The organism is Flavobacterium sp. H4147, assembly GCF_029360735.1.
Lineage (GTDB): Bacteria > Bacteroidota > Bacteroidia > Flavobacteriales > Flavobacteriaceae > Flavobacterium > Flavobacterium endoglycinae.
The window spans coordinates 448,551-466,427 of sequence record NZ_JARKNB010000002.1 but is presented as its reverse complement, the minus strand read 5'-3'; the positions used below and the strand labels follow the sequence as shown (position 1 = coordinate 466,427).

The following is a 17,877-nucleotide window of genomic DNA, read 5'->3' as shown; positions in this document are numbered from 1 at the left end:
CATTAATTACTAATGCGGACTTTTACCTTCATATCCATTTTAATTTCTGTGCCAGCGTACAAGCTTCGGTGGTATTATTAACTTTCATTTTCTCGAGGATATTTTGTCTGTGTCGGCTGACGGTATTAATGCTGATGAAAAGAAGAGAAGCGATTTCTTTACTTTGTTTGCCTTTTTGGAGCATTTTTAAGATCTCTTTTTCCCTGTTGGAAAGAAAAGTATTGTTTTCGGTTTCAATTTGGTTGATGATATTTCCGTCTGCTGTATTTACAATTGCACCTTCATAATTTAAAGCTTGCAGGAAATCAAAATTGTAGAGGCATAATGCGAGTTCTATATTTTCATGCTCAGGATTTGAAAAATAATACATTTTGTGCAGGAGTGATTTATCGGCATTTTTGTCGATAAGCCGCAAACGGCTTATTACACAATAATCATGGCGTTCTTCGATTGGAATGGTTTTAATAAACTGAAAGAACTTGAGTTCTAAAACATATTTTTGAAGCACATCATCGGGATTTAATTTGTTAAACAATTCTTCTTCCCAGATGGTTTCTATTTCCTGCATTTGTTTTGATTGAAAAATAGCCAGTTCGTTGGCAATTTTTCCAGAGTACACATAACTTTTATTATGGTACAGGTCGCTCAAAACAGCAATTCCGTTTTCTAGTTCGGCAAAATTTTGAGCAATTTGCTGACATTTTTTCAATTGCACATCACTTTCTGAATTACCTGAAATAGGCTGTTGTAACAATTGTATATTCAAATCATTTTTGATATTCTTCATTCAAAAAAATGGTTATTTATAAGTATTGTCTTCTGCGTATATAGAAAATATATTTGTGTGAAATTTTAGACGGAAATATAATAATTAAAATGGGATTTAAACTAATTCTGAAATTCTTATTTTTTGTATTCGACTTATTATCAATTTACTTCAGCTAAATTGATCTTAAAGTTGTTGAATTAACCAAAACTGTAACCTTTATGAAACAACTTCTGATTATTCTTTTTTCTGCCGGTATTTTTTCGGTTTCGGCACAAAATGCTTCTCTTATAAAAAGACTTGACGGCAGTACGATTTCTGCGGATAGTCTTACAAATGCGATAAAAACCTTTATGAGTAAAGGCAATGTAAAAGGAATTGGAATAACCGTTTTCAATTCTAAGAAACCGGTTTTTATGAAAACATTTGGTTACAGCAATGTTGAAAAACAAAAAGAATTACAAACCAATACTAATTTATACGGTGCCTCTTTAAGTAAAGCCGTTTTTGCTGTTTTAGTATTGAAACTGGTTGAAGAAGGCGTTATAACTTTAGATAAACCGCTTCAAAGTTATCTGCCAAAACCTATTTATGAATACGAACACAAAGTATGGCATGAAGATTTTACAGAATTAAAATCAGATCCGAGATATACAAAAATTACGGCCCGTATGTGTTTGGATCATACAACTGGTTTTCCAAACTGGCGCTGGTTTGAATCGGATGAAAAATTACGCATTAAATTTGAACCGGGAACAAGATACAGTTATTCGGGAGAAGGACTCACGTATCTTCAGGTGGTGTTAGAAAAAATTACCGGAAAACCTCTGGAAGGACTGGCTCAGGAAAAAGTATTTAAGCCTCTTGGAATGACGAATTCTAGTTATAAATGGCAGGATAAATTTGAAAAAGATTATGCGTACGGCTACGAACATGATAATTCGCTTCAGGAAAAAGACAAAGACAATGCGCCAAGAGGAGCAGGAACACTTGAAACAACTTTAGAAGATTACAGTAAATTTCTTTCGGCTTTGCTGAGTAAAAAACTTCTAAAAGAAAAATCATATAAAGAAATGTTTAGTCCGCAGATTAGAATTCATTCCAGAACACAATTTGGTCCGGGTGCGGTTGAAGACGGAAATTGGAACGACAACATTCAGCTTTCGTATGGTTTAGGATGGGGAATACTGCAGTCGCCATACGGAATTGGCGCTTTTAAAGAAGGGCAGGGTTCGGGTTTTCAAAATTACGGAATTATTTTCCCTGAAAAAGGAATCGGAATGCTCATTATGTCTAATAGTTACAACACAGACAGTATTATAAAATATCTATTAGAAACGGGAATAAAAGATACTTTCACACCATGGCAGTGGGATCAATACATTCCGTATGATAAAAAATAGTTAATCCTGTTTAAATTCTTTTAGAGACCCATCATCATTAAATTGTATCGAATACCTTTCGCGGCTTCCGTGTATGCTTGTTGGATACCATTTTAGCTGATTTTTCCAAATCGAAATGTACACGCTTGTTAAAGGCTCTGCACCTTCGATTTCGCTTGCTTTTTGATTATAGATTTCGGCAACTTTTGAAGCATTTATAAAGTTTATTTTAGAAAGCGGAACCAATCGGCCTTTAATATCGTCATGCACTGATAACTGAACCGGTCTTGGTTCCGACCATTTACCGTCTTTGTATTCGTAAGTATCAACGTATTTTGGATTTTTTGGATGTTGTAATAACACATTTATGCTCCCGTAATTATAAAAATATACTGTAGAGTAAACAAATATTTCTTTTCCGGCATACTGTGGTAATTTTTTTAATTCTTCCTCCGCTTTTTGCAAAATTTCTGGATGCTCTAAAAGAACTATTTTTTCGTTTGCTGTAGTTTCAGAATTTGAAGTTTCGAATTTTTGTTCTTGTTCCAATTCATGTTCTTTTTCGACAACAGTATCATTAGGTTTAAAAGTTTCATTTATACTTTGTGTTATCTGCTGGCAGCTTACAAGTATCGAACAAATAATCGTTGCAATAATCAGTTTTTTCATTATTAAAGAGTATTTAAATCTGAGGTAAAGGCAATTTGGCTTGGATTTTCCGGTAAATAAAAGATAGAAATGTATTCCTGTTTCGTAATATCAAGATCAAGCAGTCCCACCACTTTTTTCAAACTGCTGCGATGCAGCTGATTGTGAGTATCTGTATATTCCAACTCAAATCGCATCATAGGTTGTTCGTTAATATACGTTCCGGTCTGGCTTACTTTGATTAATTTGGCTGAAGTTTTAATTCCTTTAAATTTAATTACTAGTGAATCATCGCTTAATCCCGTTATTTTTCTAAATATAAAGCCTACAAGTATACGATAAAACAATAATATGGCTGGACAGAGAATGAGCGGATGCCAGAAAGCTAGAAATCGCCAGCCCATACCGTAACTTTCTGTTCGGTATGAAAAAATGTAATACGCTATAACTGCAATAGAAAGAATAACAAAACCTAATATTCTCAAAGCAAAACTTCTAAAATTTATAGAAGCTTCAGATGAAGCAATCATCATATAAGGCGGCTGGTTCATATCCCGATCTAATAAGATATTCAGTTTATTGCCACTTTCAAAACGTTTTGCCAGCGGTTTTAGATCGGTTATAGTCGTTTTGTGTGTGATTTCAGAATCAGATAAATTTTTGAAACACAATTCAAGTTCGTATGTGTTGTAAACTGAAGTTGCTTTTGAAATTTTCTGAGCATTTAAAATTTTAGATTCTCGAAGTACTCCATGCGCTTTTATTTTTGCCATATTTCTTCTGGTAATAAAAAGCTGTAGAATCCACTTTCTAAAATAACCAACTAAAAGAATAAGCCACAGTAATATAGAGAGAGCAAGATAAGCTAAAGCCAAATAAGGATTTCCGTCTTTTAAAGCATCAATATCAGATTCGCTTTTAATGTTGTAATACAAAAACATGGGAAACGGAATAGCAAAAAAGAGCATGTAAAGTGCCCAAAAGGTTAAGGCAAGATTTTTTTTCATTGCTTACAAGATTTTGGGTTAGATAAAATAATTTTTGGCATGTATTTTCATTTGAAATCTAAAAAACACTTATGAATTTATAAGGTTTTTCTACAGATGGTATCATTCAAATTTAAGGAAATAAGAATTGTATCACAAAATTTTTTTGTTATGAAATAGATATTAAACCATTCTTAAAAGAAAAAATGCACAATATTCAATGTTGTTTTCTTAAAGTGAGAAAACCATAATTGTACAAAATAGTTATTGTTTTTATAAACATAGTTCTACCTTTGCGACAGATTTTGGTCTGTTTTTTTCAATTTTTAAGAAAAACAGTTAAAAGGGAATCAGGTGTAAATCCTGAACAGACCCGCTACTGTAAGTTCTATTAAGTCTTTAAACGTTACTTATGCCATTGTTCGCTGCCGCGTATGAGAAGGCTGTTTTAAAGATGGAACAAGTCAGGAGACCTGCCATAATCACATAAGTTTAAAACTTTCGAGGAATAAAGTTGAAGACAATAACTGCACCGGCTATTTTGTAGCGGGTCTATTTTCGTATTGTTGTTTGGTTACGTTCCCGAAAATTAATTTTTAAAATTAATAGGTAATGCATCGTATCCAGCAAACTCGTTTATTTTCTTTTCAAGCAATATTGCTGAACATACATCATGTGAATATTTCTCATGATAATTTTCCAATTATTCAGTTGCAGATTTTTTCCAAAATCTGTTGAATCATTTATGTTCTATCAAATAAAATCTCAAATCTGCTTTTCACATTTCACATCTTCCCAAAAAAACAATGAATTCAACTAAAATTCTAAAAGCCACATTTTTATTTCTTTTTCTCTTTGGAATAACAGCCTGCCAAACCGATAAAGAAGAAGAAACCGAAACGACAGTAGTATTAAAAGAATCATATACAATTGATCGATTTAAAGTGCTCAACATTGCTCTTGATTTATCTGCTGATGCCAAAATAAAATGGCGTATTAATGATTCTGTAATTTCAAATACAGCGCAACTGGATTTTATCAGTCCGTATTTAAAAAGTTATCCTTTGTTTTTAGAGGTAGAAAAAAATGGTGTATTGAAGATTTACGAATCTAAAATTAATGTCATTAAAGAAGCAGGAACCTATAGTAAATACATTTCGAACGTATTTGATTTTCGTCCAGCAGTGGGGCAGTTTACCAATGAAATTCCGCAGTATGCAGCTGGAAACACAGAAGCTCAAGTGATTGCTTTGGCCAAAAAATCTTTGGTAGGTTCTAATACCACAATGATTTCTTTAGGTGGTTTTGGTGGTTATGTTGTGTTTGGTTTCGATCATACAATTCCCAATTTGAAAGGAAAAGATTTTAAAGTTTTAGGAAATGCATTTTGGGGAAATGAAGCCAATGAAGCTCGTTCAGGATCATGTGAACCCGGAATTATTCTAGTCGCTTACGACAAAAATAAAAACGGAAAACCTGATGAAGACGAATGGTACGAAATAGCAGGAAGTGAATATTTTAAAAATACAACTCTTAAAAACTACAGCATAACCTATTTTAAACCAGACGAATCTAAAACCGGAGTAACAGGAAATGAATTCTGGCAGACTGATGTTGAATACATTAAATGGCAGGACAATTTGGGAAATTCAGGCCATAAGACCAAAAACAATTTTCATATTCAAAGTTATTATCCGCTTTGGATTTCAGACGCATCTTACACGCTCAAAGGAACCCGAATGGAGAATAACTTTTATGACCAAAGCGGCACTGGAAATTACTGGGTCGGTAAATCATTTGAATTCGGTTATGCTGACAATGCGCCCAATAATGATGACGCTTCTAGCATTGACATTTCATGGGCTGTTGATAAAAACGGAAACTACGTAAAACTTTCTGGAATTGATTTCATTAAAGTTCATACAGGAATTAATCATGAAGCGGGCTGGCTTGGAGAAGTTTCGACAGAAGTAGCCGGCGCTTATGATTTATACTTTGACTAATTAAAATTTTTTAACCTAAATACAAATTATGAAGAAAAACTACTTTTTAATACTGTTGTTATTTTTTGCACTCTTTTCGAATGCTCAGATTACCGTTCAGGGCGTGCCAAGAAGTGACATAAAACAAAAAATAACAACAGAAAAGCAATCCAAAAAAGCAGCCGGTACCATCACTTTTGATGATATAAAATATTGGGTGGGAACAGGAAGCAACAAAGCCGCTTTTGTCGTACAATGGAATGATGATAAAAATTCTGATGCTTTAGTATGGGGATTTAAATGGGATGGCGATGCAACAGGAGAAGATATGCTAAAAGCCATTGCAAAAGCAGATCACCGTTTTTTTACGTTGCTGTATCAGGGAACACAATTTGGTTCTGCGATTGGAGGATTTGGTTTTGACCTGAATGGAAAAAACACGAACGGACTTTATAAAGATGAAAATGTAACCTATCCGTATTATCCTGTAAGTGGTATTGTAAACACAACTGCTTACGATTTTGATCAATACACACCAATAGATACAGAAGATCACTGGCAGTCTGGTTGGATGTCAAAAGGATATTGGTCGTATTGGGTAAAAGATGACATCGATAGCGATTTTGGGTACTCGGGTTTGGGAGCGTCTAGTCGTGCTTTACAAAATGGTTCTTGGGATGTTTGGAATTTCAATCCAGAATTTAATACCATTGATATTTCAACAGAATTTACTCCTGTTGATCCTTATGTAAATGTGGTAGATTTTACAAAAGGCTATTTTGTAGTAAACGAAGAATGGTTTGGACACACGAATGGTTCTGTAAATTTTGTAGACAATGAAGGAAATATCAATTATCGTGTTTACAGCGCAGCCAACAACAATCAGGCTTTTGGCGCTACTACACAATACGGAACTATTTATGGCGATAAATTCTATTTCATTTCAAAACAAGCTGCCGATGGCGGTGATAGTCAATATACTCCAGGCGGAAGATTGGTAATTGCCGATGCTTTAACAATGAAAAAAATCGCTGCTTTTGATAATATCGGTGGAGGAGACGGACGCTCGTTTATTGGTGTAGATGAAAATACAGGCTACATTGGCGCTTCAAACGGAATTTTTGCATTTGATATTGCGAATATGAAAGTAGGCGATATGATAGCAGGAACTGGCGGAGGAAGTCAATATGCCGGACAAATAGGGAATATGATTCGTACCTCAAAATATGTATTTGCAGTAAAACAAAACGCAGGAGTTTTAATCATCGATCCAAAAAATAATACGGTAATTAAAACTATTTCAGGTGCATTTCATTCTATTGCACAAGCAAAAGACGGGAGTGTCTGGGCGATTCAAAACCAGAAATTGGTAAACATCAACGCAGTAAATTTTGATGTAACCGAATATACCATTCCAACTACTAAATATTTAGGTTCGTGGGGAGCATGGAATGCAGGAAGTTTTACCTACAGCAATAAAGAAAATGCGTTATACTGGATTAACTCAATCAATAGTTTCAATTCGGGAACACAAATCGTAAAATTTGATGCAGCATTCAAAACCTTCAATGAAAACTTTGCGGTAATTCCGGGACAGACTGACACTTATAAACAAATTCCGTATGGAGCGGCCTTGCGTATTGATCCAGTTTCTGATGAATTGATTCTCAATACTACTGAAAGCGGTTATGGCGCTCATTACCAGAAAAACTGGATACATACTTTTAGTAATTCTGGAACGTTAATCAGCACCAAAACATTAAATGATTATTACTGGTTTCCAGCCATAACGGTTTTTCCAGATAATGCTCTGCCGGTTTTAAGTGCAGATTTAGCATCTGAAGTTTCCTTAAGCAACAATTTGGTAATTGATTTAAAAACGGTAGTTTCGGATCAAGATAATCTAAGTGCGGCGATTGTAAAAAAAGTAAAATCAATTAGTAATACAGAAATTGTTACAGCAGAAATTAATGCAGATGACGAATTGGTTCTAACGCCAAAAGCTTCAGGAAATGCAGCAGTTGTAATTAGTTTTAATTCGAATGGTAAAATAATCGAAAAAACGATAACCGTTACCACTAGCACTTTAGGAACAGATCAGTTTGAAAGAATACAAGTGGCAATTTATCCAAATCCCGTTTCCGATTATTTGAACATTAAAACTCAAGATGAATTAAAAGGCATAATAATATACGACGTTGCTGGAAGAGCAGTAAATATAGTAATAAACAACAACCAAGTCGATGTGAGTGCTTTTGCAAAAGGCTTGTACATCATTACTATCAGCACAGATAAAGGGAATTTTACCCATAAATTTATCAAGAATTAAATTTGTTTTTATTTCAAAAGAAACCCCTTTGTTGACTTTGGTAAAGGGGTTTTTAATTATATTTGATAGAAATTAATTTTTAGCAGCATAAGTTCTGCTCTTAAAATAAATTATAACATGAAAGCATTACTAATTGGCGCAACAGGTTCTACTGGACACGATTTAACAAATCAGCTTCTTGATGATAGTAATTATACCGAAGTGGTACTTTTTGTAAGACGTTCAACAGGAAAATCTCATCCTAAATTGAAAGAATATATTGTTGACTTTTCAAAACCCGAATCTTTTTCAGATATAATTACGGGAGATGTTCTCTTTTCATGTCTCGGCACCACATTGAAAACCGCTGGATCAAAAGAAAACCAATGGAAAATCGACTTTGATATTCCTGTTGCATTTGCTGAAATTGCCAGAAAAAATGAAGTCGGATCTTTTGTTTTGGTTTCCTCTTATGGAGCTTCGGCAAAAAGCAGTGTTTTTTATTCTAAAATGAAAGGCGAATTAGAAGATTATATTGCCAAACTTGATTTCCGTCAATATATCATTTTCAGACCTGGTCCGCTAATTCGAAAAGACACAGATCGTTTGGGAGAAAAAATAGCCGTAAAAGTTATTAAAGTCTTGAATGCATTGGGTTTGTTTAAGAATATAAAACCTATTTCGACTTACTTTTTAGCCCAAAAATTAAGAAAAGCTCCAAAAGAACTTCCACTCGGAATCACAATATTAGAACTCGATCGTATTCTTAAATTTTAGTTTTTACTTCCTAATACTCTTTACAATAGTCAAAAAAAGAAGTTCTGGAAATCTTCAACAGAGGTTAAAGAATCACCGCAGAGTACAATTACTCTAGGGTTTTATACCAAATTGTCTTACCTTTATGCACTTTACTTTTATATTAAAATGAATAAAGATTTTCCAATTCCAGATAACGAACTGCAGCGTTTAGCCGCACTAAAACGCTACAATATATTAGACACGCTTCCGGATAATGCTTTTGATGATGCCACAAAGCTTGTTTCATATATTTGTGGGGTTCCCATTGCTCATATTTCATTTATAGATGAAAATAGACAATGGTTTAAATCTGAAATTGGTATTGGCATATCTGAAGTGCCTAGAGAAATTACATTCTGCCGTTATACCATTTTAGACACTGAAATGGTTGAAATAAATGACACACATTTAAACGAACGCTTTAAAGATGATCCCAATGTAACAGGAGGGTTCAACGTACGTTTTTATGCTGGAGTACCACTGACGACTCCCGATGGTTATAACATTGGAACTTTGTGTGCTGTCGATCATATAGTCAAAAAACTCGATGAGAATCAAAAAAATGCCCTTTCGATTGTTGCTAAACATGTAATCGCACAATTAGAATTGTCAACCAAAAATATTGAACTGAAAGAACAGCGAAAAATTGCCGAAAAAGCTGTTTTGGCGCGTGATAGTTTTTTGGCCAATATGAGCCATGAAATCAGAACGCCTTTAAATGCAATTATTGGTTTTACAGATCTTCTTGCGCAGACAGAGTTAGATGAAATGCAGCGTGATTATATTGAAAGTGTTCAGATTGCAGGCGAAAATCTGCTTTTGATTGTAAATGATATTTTGGATCTTTCTAAAATCGAATCTGGAAATCTCGCTATTGAATCAGAACCTTTTAATATCAAGAAAACCCTAAAACACGTTTACAATCTGCTGAAAGTGAAAGTGCAGAATGATGTGGAATTTGATCTTTTTTTAGATGCCGATCTGCCGGATATGATTATTGGCGATCAAGGAAGACTTAACCAGATATTAGTGAATTTGATAGGAAACTCACTAAAATTTACTTCAGAAGGTGCAGTCACTGTTTCGGTCAAAAAAACAGAAGAAACAGATGATACCTATTCACTTAAATTTTCAGTTAAAGATACTGGGATAGGAATACCTAAAAATAAACTGAAAACCATTTTTGAACGTTTTACACAAGGCGAAGAAAGTACTACGCGAACTTTTGGCGGAACAGGTCTTGGATTAAGCATTGTAAAACAGCTTATTGAACTTCAAAGATCTGAAATTCATGTAAAAAGCGAATTAAACCGTGGTTCTGAATTTTATTTTACACTGACTTATAAAAAAAATACAACGGTATCACTTTCATTAAAATCAACATCACAAAATGATTTAGGAAAACTGAAAATACTTTTGTGTGAGGATAATATTTTAAACCAAAAACTAGCAAAAAGCGTAATTAATAATTTTGGTTTCGATCTAGATATTGCTAATAATGGAGAAGAAGGTATTGAATTATTATCTAAAAATACATATGATTTAGTTTTAATGGATTTGCAGATGCCTGTGAAAGATGGTTATCAAACTACAGAATTCATCAGAAATGAACTAAAATCGACAATTCCTATTGTTGCCATGACCGCACATTCATTGGTTGGAGAACAGGAACGTTGTTACAAAGTAGGAATGAATGCTTATGTACCAAAACCATTTAAGCAGGCAGTACTTTTAAAAGCCATAAAAACAGTAATGGATACAGATGCTGTACTAACTAAAAAACGTACTGTCGATTTATCATTCTTAGAGGAAATGGCCTGCGGCGATGAAAATTTTAAGAAAGACATGATTGAAATCTTTCTAGAAAAAATTCCAGAACAAGACGCTGAGCTTCAAGAAGCTTTTAAAAACGAAGATCATGAAACAGTCAAAAAAGTGGCACACAATATGAAATCCAGTTTGGACATATTCCTGTTGGAAGATCTTAGCAACTGTGCGGCTATTCTCGAACAAGAAGCATCAGCTGGAATATTCACCACAGAAAGTATAGACAAAATTGAAATTCTGCATTGTGGGATAATAGAAGTCGTAAAAGTTTTAAAAGAGTTATATTAGAGAGAATTTACACAATAGTTTTACAATTCTATTGTTATAATTTAAGGTTGCCTCAAGATAAATAATAATAAAAATGAGAATTATTTTAGCAGAAGATAATGATATCCTACGCAAATCGTTATCTTTTTTCTTAGAATCTAAAGGATTTAGTGTCGATCAGTTTTCGGATGGAAAAGACGCACTGGATGCCATTGAAACAAATACTTATGATCTGGTCCTAACGGACATAAACATGCCCGGCATCAGCGGTATGCAGATTACACAATATATACGAGAAACATTAAAATCAAACGTACCTGTTATTATATTGACCTCTTCGGGAGTAGAACAAACAGAGCTGGACTCTTTTGATATTGGAGCCAATGAATTTATTGCAAAACCAGTTAGTCCGGCGGTTCTTTTGGTACGAATTAATAAATTACTAAATATCCGATCGTGAAGAAGTATATCTATTATTCAATTTTACTGTTGTTTATTTCCTCTATCGCAATTGCGCAGGAAATCAATATCGATGAAACGCTGTCCAAAGTAAAACAAGAAGTTGAAAAGAATAATTTCGATAAAGCATTGTCTTTAATAGAGCCTTTACGTGCAAAATTTCCTGAAAATGAAGATATTCAAATCTACACCGGAAGAATCTACAGCTGGAAAAAAGACTATACTGCCTCTGCAAAAATACTACTGCCTATGGCAGACAGAGTTAATCCAAATCCAGAAGCTTTACAAGCCCTAGTAAACAATTATTTTTGGTCGGAACAATTCGAAAAATGCATAACATACTGCGATAAATATTTAGCATTGAATCCAAAAGATACAGAAGTACTAAAAATAAAAGTAACCTGTCTTGAAAAACTAAACCGAGATCAAGAAGCGTTGGACATCATTTCAAGATCTGATATCGAAAACAGCACTCAGGCTTTCAGAGGAATCCGCACACTAATTGGGCGTAAGGCTAAAAATGCAGTATCAGCTTCTTATCTAAATATTTCAACATCAGATCCAGGACAATCTCCATTTCATTACGGATATGTCGAATATTCACATAAATTTTCAAAATCGGCCATTGTGGGAAGAGCCAATATTGGAAACGTTTCTGATAATACCCAAATGTTATTTGAAACCGATTTCTACCAGACATTTTCCAACAAAAGTTATCTGTATGCCAACGCTGGAGTTTCGACTGGAGAAACAATTTTTCCAGTAGCAAAGGCAGGATTAGAATATTATTTTAAACCGCATAAAAATTTCGATTACTCTTTAGGAGCCCGTTTTATGCATTTTGATACTGATGATATTACACTCGTTACAGGTCAGCTGGCGTATAACTCAGGAAATTACACACTGGCTTACAGACCGTATTATGACACTTCAAACGAATTATTTTCGCATGTTTTAAGTTTACAGCGAAGCAATGAAGAAAAAGAACGCATCATAAGACTCGAACTTCAATATGGAAACGTACCGTATTTGTATCTCTATAATGGATTTACACAGCCTTTAAAAGCCTATAGAATTGGTTTGCAATACCAGCATCGTTTTGGAGATTCATTTTTTGTACGCCCCATTTTCCTTTATGAAGATGAAGAATATACGCCTGGACAATATCGAAATAGATTTAATGTACAGTTAATTGTAACCAAACGTTTTTAGTATGGCAGAAATCTGGGAACTATATAAAAACAGTCATTGGGTAGTACCATTTCTAACTTTTTCAATCTATTTGTTTGTATTGGCTTCCTTTACGCTGTATTTAATTATTGTTTGGAGCCGAAGCCGAAATATTAGAAGAGAAAGACTTCGAAAAGAATACAACATTGAAATTGAAAGACTACTTTCATCTGTTATTTTTGAAGATAGAACTTATTCAGATTTTAAAGAAGACAAAAATTTTCTAGTACTTTTTGATACCACTTTTTACAGAGAAGTTGTCATAGAATCGATCATCAATCTGCATAAAAATTACGAAGGTGTATTTGCCCAGAAGCTGGAACAATTTTACAAAGAATCGGGATTGATAAAAGACTCATTTAGAAAACTCAAAAGCTTAAAATGGGAAGTAAAATGCAAAGGAATTACTGAACTAGCTGAGTTTAATATTATAGAGGCTTTCGACAAGATCATCATTTTTGCAAAGGCCCGAAACAAAACTTTAAAGATTACTGCCATAAACGCTTGTATTAAACTCGCAGGAATAAAAGGAATTGTACATCTTACCCAGCACAGAGATCCTATTGACGACTGGACACAAGTGAATATTATAAATGCTTTTAAAAAACACGATATTGGCGATATTAGCGGAGTTGAGCTTTTATTAGAATCGCAGAATACAACTGTAATTGCCCTTGGATTAAAACTTATCAAAGAACTCAAACTAACACAAAAAGTTCCGTTTGTAGCACAATTAGCAGCTCAAACACCAAATTTAACCATTAAATACGAAGCGCAGAACGTATTACAAACCTTAACAGTATAAATTAAACAAATGACTTTTTTTAATAGCGAAGTAACCTGGTTTATAGATGTATACATCATCCTTATACTTGCTTATGCAATATTAATCATGTCGTCGTATCTTGTGTTAGCCTATCTTTCAACTAAAGAATTACGAGGTTATCTTAAAAAAAACAGTTTCGTAGATTACGAAGTACTGCTTACCAGCGAATTTGCACCTAAACTTTCCCTGATTGCTCCTGCCTACAACGAAGGTTTTACCATAGAAGAAAATGTAAAATCATTACTTTCCTTAAATTACAATAACTATCAGGTAATTGTTGTGAATGATGGAAGTAAAGACAATTCGATGGAAATCCTAATGAAAACCTATGATCTTGTTTTGACCGATTTAGATTTTCATCCGCAGATTGAAACCAAAAAAATCAGAGGAATTTACACATCCAGAAATGCCGCTTTCAAAAAGCTAATCGTAGTGGACAAGGAAAACGGAGGCAAAGCAGATGCCTTAAATGTAGGTCTTAATATTGCGCAGAACCCTTATGTTGTCTGCATTGATGTTGATTGTATTCTCGATAAAGATTCTCTTTTAAAACTGGCAAAACCATTTTTAGAGTCACACGGAAAACGAATTATCGCAACTGGCGGCGTAGTAAGAATTGCGAATCAATGTGTGATTAAAAACGGACGTTTGGTTGAAGTGAACATTCCAGATGTGATGCTGCCTAGAATTCAGGTTTTAGAATACCTGAGAGCATTTCTTTTGGGAAGAATGGCGTGGGGAAGACTCGACGGATTACTGCTCATCAGCGGTGCGTTTGGTGCATTCGATAAAGAAATTGCAGTACTCTCTGGAGGTTACAGCACTAAAACAGTAGGCGAAGACATGGAATTGATTGTGAGAATGCGCCGTTATATGTTAGAAAATAAACTTCCGTATTCTGTAGCTTACATTCCTGATCCGCTCTGCTGGACAGAAGCTCCGGAAAGTTTTAAAATATTTAAAAAACAGCGCAGCCGCTGGATGCGGGGAACCATTGAAACCCTTGATTTTCACAAAAAGATGTTTCTGAATCCCAAATACAAATTATTAGGAATGCTTAGTGTTCCGTATTGGACATTATTTGAATTTCTGGCCCCTGGTATAGAGTTTATTGGTTTGGTAATAACAATTATATTTATAGTTTTGGGACAGTTAAATTGGCATTTTTTCCTGCTTCTTTTGCTTTTTGTATACACATTTGCAGTTTTCTTTTCGGTTATTGCTTTGTACAGCGAAGAGCGAACGTATCATAAATACCCAAAACAAATTGACTTTTTTAAATTATTAATGGCGGCTTTTATAGAACCTTTATATTTTCATCCGCTTACCGTTTATGCAGCGTTGGTGGGGTATAAAGAAAAAATCATGGGCACAAAAGGATGGGGCGAAATGACCAGAAAGGGCTTTACCAAGAAATAATAAAAATCAGCTTTTATTTTTTTATTAAATTTGCTACAGAGAAGTTGCTGTTAACTCTCCTAATGCCATAATATTTACCCAATAAATGAGTACAAATTCAACTTCAATATCTTCAGGTTTTCTTACTGATATCAAAACGCACACCGCAGATTCACATACAAAATTAGAACAACTTCCAGTTTCAATGTCTATTGTTTCACCAGACATGAAAATAGAAGATTATGTACATTATTTAAGTCTAATGCATGATGTTCACAACGATACAGAAAATATTGTTTATCCACTGCTTTCAGGTATTGTTGAAGATTTAGAACACAGAAAAAAGAAACATCTTATAGAAAATGATCTTTCTTTTCTTCATCACACTAAAATTAATTCAGCCAAAGTATTTGAAATAACAAACATGAGTATTCCTTTTGCTTTAGGAGTTTTGTATGTAATGGAAGGATCGACACTTGGAGGAAGATTTATTTTGAAAAATGTTTCAAAATTGCCTGAACTCTCTACAGATAAAGGCGTTTCTTATTTTAATGGGTACGGAGACAAAACAGGAAGTTACTGGAAAACGTTTCTAAATGTTTTAGCCGAATACGAACAAGATTATAATTGTGGAGATGAAATTATAAAAGGTGCAAAATATGCTTTTGAAAGCATTTATAATCATTTTCAAAACGCATAATGAAGATAAAAGATATAGTCAACCGCGACATTGTTACACTTACCAATTGTGAACATGAACCTATTCATATTCCAGGCAAAATTCAGCCTCACGGATTTTTGATAGGTGTTACTGCAGACTGGAAAATTGATTTTTGTACTGATAATGTTGCTGACTTTATCGCTGTTTCTTATACAGAAGCATTAGGACAAAACTTTGCCGCTGTTTTTGGTTCTGATGCCCAACAGCAGATTTTAGATTACCTTAATACGGATAAAATTCAGGATGCATTTCCTCTCGAAATAGAACTTTTAGGGAAACTTTTTCAAGTAAGTATACACCAAAGTCACGGTATTTATGTTCTGGAAGCCGAACCGCATTTTCCAGACAAAGAAAAACTGGCCGATGTCTATACACAGACTATTCAGTTTGTAACCCAGATGAACCAGACCAAGTCACTTAAAGATTTGTGTGCACTTGTAGCAGAAGGAACCCGTAAAATAACAGGTTACGATCGTGTAATGATTTATCGATTTGATGAACAATACAATGGAGAAGTATTTGCTGAAAGCCGTCGAGATGATCTTGAGCCTTTTTTGGGATTGCATTACCCGCATACTGATATTCCGGCACAGGCAAGAGAATTATACATAAAAAATCAGCTCAGAATTATTGTAGATGTTGATTATGAACCTGTTCCAATTTTTACGGTAGATGATAAAGAAAATAAAAACCTTGATCTGAGTCTTTCTGTTTTAAGAAGCACATCACCAATTCACGTTGAATATTTAAAGAATATTGGAGTAGGCGCTACGCTTACTATCTCGTTAATTCATCACGACAAACTGTGGGGATTAATTGCCTGCCATCATTATTCAAAAAAGAATATTTCGCCCGAAATTAGACTAGCAGCCAAACTTCAAGGGCAATTTATAACTTCTCAAATCGATATCAGGCAATCGAACGATGAATATGTAAGTGTACAGAAAGCCTCTTTAGCATTAGAACAATTAACCGGACTCGAAATACCGCTTTTACAAAGTTCATTAGAACTCGTTGTGAAAACACCGCAGATATTGGATTTATCAAATGCGTCAGGCGTTTCAATTGTTTCAAGAGATAAAATCTATAAAAACGGTTTAACACCATCTGATGAAAAAATCATAAAACTGATTGAACTTATTGGTAATGAAAACACAAACAGTGTATTCACCACCAATAACATCAGCAATTCTTTTCCTGAAATAGAAACCGATTCTGATTTTGCAGGATGTATATATCATTCTTTAGGAAATAACGACCATATAATTTGGTTTAGACCCGAAACCATTTCTGAAATAAATTGGGGAGGTGAACCTGAAAAAAGCATCGTAAAAGACAAAAACGGACTTCATCCTAGAAACTCATTTAATATCTGGAAACAGATTGTTAAAAACCAAAGTACAAAATGGAAAAGGTACGAAATTAATGCAGCGATTCAATATGCGCACGCTCTTCACAATCAGTTGATTATGATAATGCTGAGTGAAGAAGAAGAAAAATACCGTACACAGAGTGAAATCTTAAAAGAAACCAACTCAGAGCTTGAAAACATCAACTGGATTAGTACGCATGATTTACAGGAACCGCTTCGTAAAATTCAGCTTATTACTTCCAAAATGCTTACTGAACCAGATGTAGTTTCTAAAGAATCAATTGCAGCTTCTTTAAAACGCGTTTCAAAATCGGCTAGTAGAATGAGAGGTCTGCTGGAAGATATTCTGAAGTACACTCGCATCAAAAATGCCAAAGAAGCGTTGCAATTAGTAGATTTAAACAAAGTATTAAAATCTACCATAAAGGAATTGCAGGAAGTCATTACACAAAAAAATGCAGTAATTGAATTTGAAAATCTTCCTGAAATTCACGCCATTGGCTTTTTAATGCAGCAGCTGTTTATGAATATCATTCAGAACTCTCTAAAGTATGCATCAGAAGAAAGAACGCCGGTTATCAAAATTACCGCTTCGCAGGAACCCGTCATAATGCGTCATTTGTATAAAGTGCACTGCCACTGGGTTCGTTTTTCGGATAACGGAATTGGTTTTGAACAGAAATACGCCGAGTCAATTTTCAAAGTCTTTACCCGACTTCATAATCAGGAACAATATGCTGGTTCAGGTATTGGACTTGCTTTATGTAAAAAAATTATGCAGGCAGTAGGAGGAGATATTCATGCCGAAGGAAAACCCAATCAAGGCACCGATATTATAATTTATTTTCCTTGTGATCCTGAAGATACGCTTATTTAAACGTATCTCAGGATTTCAGTTTTTTATCAC

14 protein-coding genes and 1 riboswitch are annotated in these 17,877 nt (G+C 34.3%); of the genes, 11 read left to right on the top strand and 3 right to left on the bottom strand.

Annotated features, from left to right (window positions below):
• Positions 1–28: 28 nt before the first annotated feature.
• On the bottom strand, positions 29–787 hold the full coding sequence (locus P2W75_RS09805) for a response regulator transcription factor (RefSeq protein WP_276380249.1): 759 nt from the start codon (positions 785–787) through the stop codon (positions 29–31).
• Between the two features lie 200 nt (positions 788–987).
• On the opposite strand from P2W75_RS09805, the gene P2W75_RS09800 reads away from it, so the two are divergent.
• On the top strand, positions 988–2,169 hold the full coding sequence (locus P2W75_RS09800; protein WP_276380248.1) for a serine hydrolase: 1,182 nt from the start codon (positions 988–990) through the stop codon (positions 2,167–2,169).
• On the opposite strand, the gene P2W75_RS09795 is transcribed toward P2W75_RS09800, so the two are convergent.
• Both P2W75_RS09795 and P2W75_RS09790 read right to left on the bottom strand, forming a co-directional pair.
• Entirely contained in the window at positions 2,170–2,817 is a 648-nt protein-coding gene (locus P2W75_RS09795; RefSeq protein ID WP_276380247.1) for a hypothetical protein, read from the bottom strand.
• 2 nt (positions 2,818–2,819) lie between these two features.
• On the bottom strand, positions 2,820–3,803 hold the full coding sequence (locus P2W75_RS09790) for a hypothetical protein (protein WP_276380246.1): 984 nt from the start codon (positions 3,801–3,803) through the stop codon (positions 2,820–2,822).
• Positions 3,804–4,071: 268 nt separating this feature from the next.
• Positions 4,072–4,278, top strand: a riboswitch (cobalamin riboswitch).
• Between the two features lie 310 nt (positions 4,279–4,588).
• Here P2W75_RS09790 and P2W75_RS09785 point away from each other — a divergent pair.
• The 10 genes from P2W75_RS09785 (at position 4,589) to P2W75_RS09740 (ending at position 17,847) form a co-directional block, all read left to right on the top strand.
• Complete coding sequence (locus tag P2W75_RS09785; protein WP_276380245.1) at positions 4,589–5,785, top strand: cell surface protein; 1,197 nt, start codon at positions 4,589–4,591, stop codon at positions 5,783–5,785.
• Between the two features lie 28 nt (positions 5,786–5,813).
• Positions 5,814–8,093, top strand: a complete 2,280-nt coding sequence (locus P2W75_RS09780; protein WP_276380244.1) for a DUF5074 domain-containing protein — start codon at positions 5,814–5,816, stop codon at positions 8,091–8,093.
• A 117-nt stretch (positions 8,094–8,210) separates the two neighbouring features.
• A complete protein-coding gene (locus P2W75_RS09775; protein WP_276380243.1) occupies positions 8,211–8,849 on the top strand; it encodes an NAD(P)H-binding protein in 639 nt (212 codons plus the stop codon).
• 147 nt (positions 8,850–8,996) lie between these two features.
• Positions 8,997–10,985: a GAF domain-containing hybrid sensor histidine kinase/response regulator gene (locus P2W75_RS09770; RefSeq protein ID WP_276380242.1), complete on the top strand. Its 1,989-nt coding sequence runs from the start codon at positions 8,997–8,999 to the stop codon at positions 10,983–10,985.
• 73 nt (positions 10,986–11,058) lie between these two features.
• Positions 11,059–11,424: a response regulator transcription factor gene (locus P2W75_RS09765; RefSeq protein WP_207296495.1), complete on the top strand. Its 366-nt coding sequence runs from the start codon at positions 11,059–11,061 to the stop codon at positions 11,422–11,424.
• On the top strand, positions 11,421–12,635 hold the full coding sequence (locus P2W75_RS09760; protein WP_276380239.1) for a YaiO family outer membrane beta-barrel protein: 1,215 nt from the start codon (positions 11,421–11,423) through the stop codon (positions 12,633–12,635). Before P2W75_RS09765 ends, P2W75_RS09760 begins: the two co-directional genes overlap by 4 nt.
• 1 nt (position 12,636) lies before the next feature.
• Positions 12,637–13,458, top strand: coding sequence for a hypothetical protein (locus tag P2W75_RS09755; protein WP_207296493.1), 822 nt, complete (start codon positions 12,637–12,639; stop codon positions 13,456–13,458).
• Positions 13,459–13,467: 9 nt separating this feature from the next.
• Positions 13,468–14,898: a glycosyltransferase gene (locus P2W75_RS09750; RefSeq protein ID WP_207296492.1), complete on the top strand. Its 1,431-nt coding sequence runs from the start codon at positions 13,468–13,470 to the stop codon at positions 14,896–14,898.
• An 85-nt stretch (positions 14,899–14,983) separates the two neighbouring features.
• Positions 14,984–15,577: a biliverdin-producing heme oxygenase gene (locus tag P2W75_RS09745; RefSeq protein WP_276380238.1), complete on the top strand. Its 594-nt coding sequence runs from the start codon at positions 14,984–14,986 to the stop codon at positions 15,575–15,577.
• On the top strand, positions 15,577–17,847 hold the full coding sequence (locus tag P2W75_RS09740; protein WP_276380236.1) for an ATP-binding protein: 2,271 nt from the start codon (positions 15,577–15,579) through the stop codon (positions 17,845–17,847). Before P2W75_RS09745 ends, P2W75_RS09740 begins: the two co-directional genes overlap by 1 nt.
• Positions 17,848–17,877: the final 30 nt, after the last annotated feature.

Bases quoted from the DNA above. Each gene is read 5' to 3' on its own strand.
- P2W75_RS09785 (WP_276380245.1), top strand. From the start codon at position 4,589: ATGAATTCAACTAAAATTCTAAAAGCCACATTTTTATTTCTTTTTCTC.
- P2W75_RS09770 (WP_276380242.1), top strand. From the start codon at position 8,997: ATGAATAAAGATTTTCCAATTCCAGATAACGAACTGCAGCGTTTAGCC.
- P2W75_RS09800 (WP_276380248.1), top strand. From the start codon at position 988: ATGAAACAACTTCTGATTATTCTTTTTTCTGCCGGTATTTTTTCGGTT.
- P2W75_RS09740 (WP_276380236.1), top strand. From the start codon at position 15,577: ATGAAGATAAAAGATATAGTCAACCGCGACATTGTTACACTTACCAAT.
- P2W75_RS09745 (WP_276380238.1), top strand. From the start codon at position 14,984: ATGAGTACAAATTCAACTTCAATATCTTCAGGTTTTCTTACTGATATC.
- P2W75_RS09750 (WP_207296492.1), top strand. From the start codon at position 13,468: ATGACTTTTTTTAATAGCGAAGTAACCTGGTTTATAGATGTATACATC.
- P2W75_RS09780 (WP_276380244.1), top strand. From the start codon at position 5,814: ATGAAGAAAAACTACTTTTTAATACTGTTGTTATTTTTTGCACTCTTT.
- P2W75_RS09765 (WP_207296495.1), top strand. From the start codon at position 11,059: ATGAGAATTATTTTAGCAGAAGATAATGATATCCTACGCAAATCGTTA.
- P2W75_RS09790 (WP_276380246.1), bottom strand. From the start codon at position 3,803: ATGAAAAAAAATCTTGCCTTAACCTTTTGGGCACTTTACATGCTCTTT.
- P2W75_RS09795 (WP_276380247.1), bottom strand. From the start codon at position 2,817: ATGAAAAAACTGATTATTGCAACGATTATTTGTTCGATACTTGTAAGC.
- P2W75_RS09775 (WP_276380243.1), top strand. From the start codon at position 8,211: ATGAAAGCATTACTAATTGGCGCAACAGGTTCTACTGGACACGATTTA.
- P2W75_RS09755 (WP_207296493.1), top strand. From the start codon at position 12,637: ATGGCAGAAATCTGGGAACTATATAAAAACAGTCATTGGGTAGTACCA.
- P2W75_RS09805 (WP_276380249.1), bottom strand. From the start codon at position 787: ATGAAGAATATCAAAAATGATTTGAATATACAATTGTTACAACAGCCT.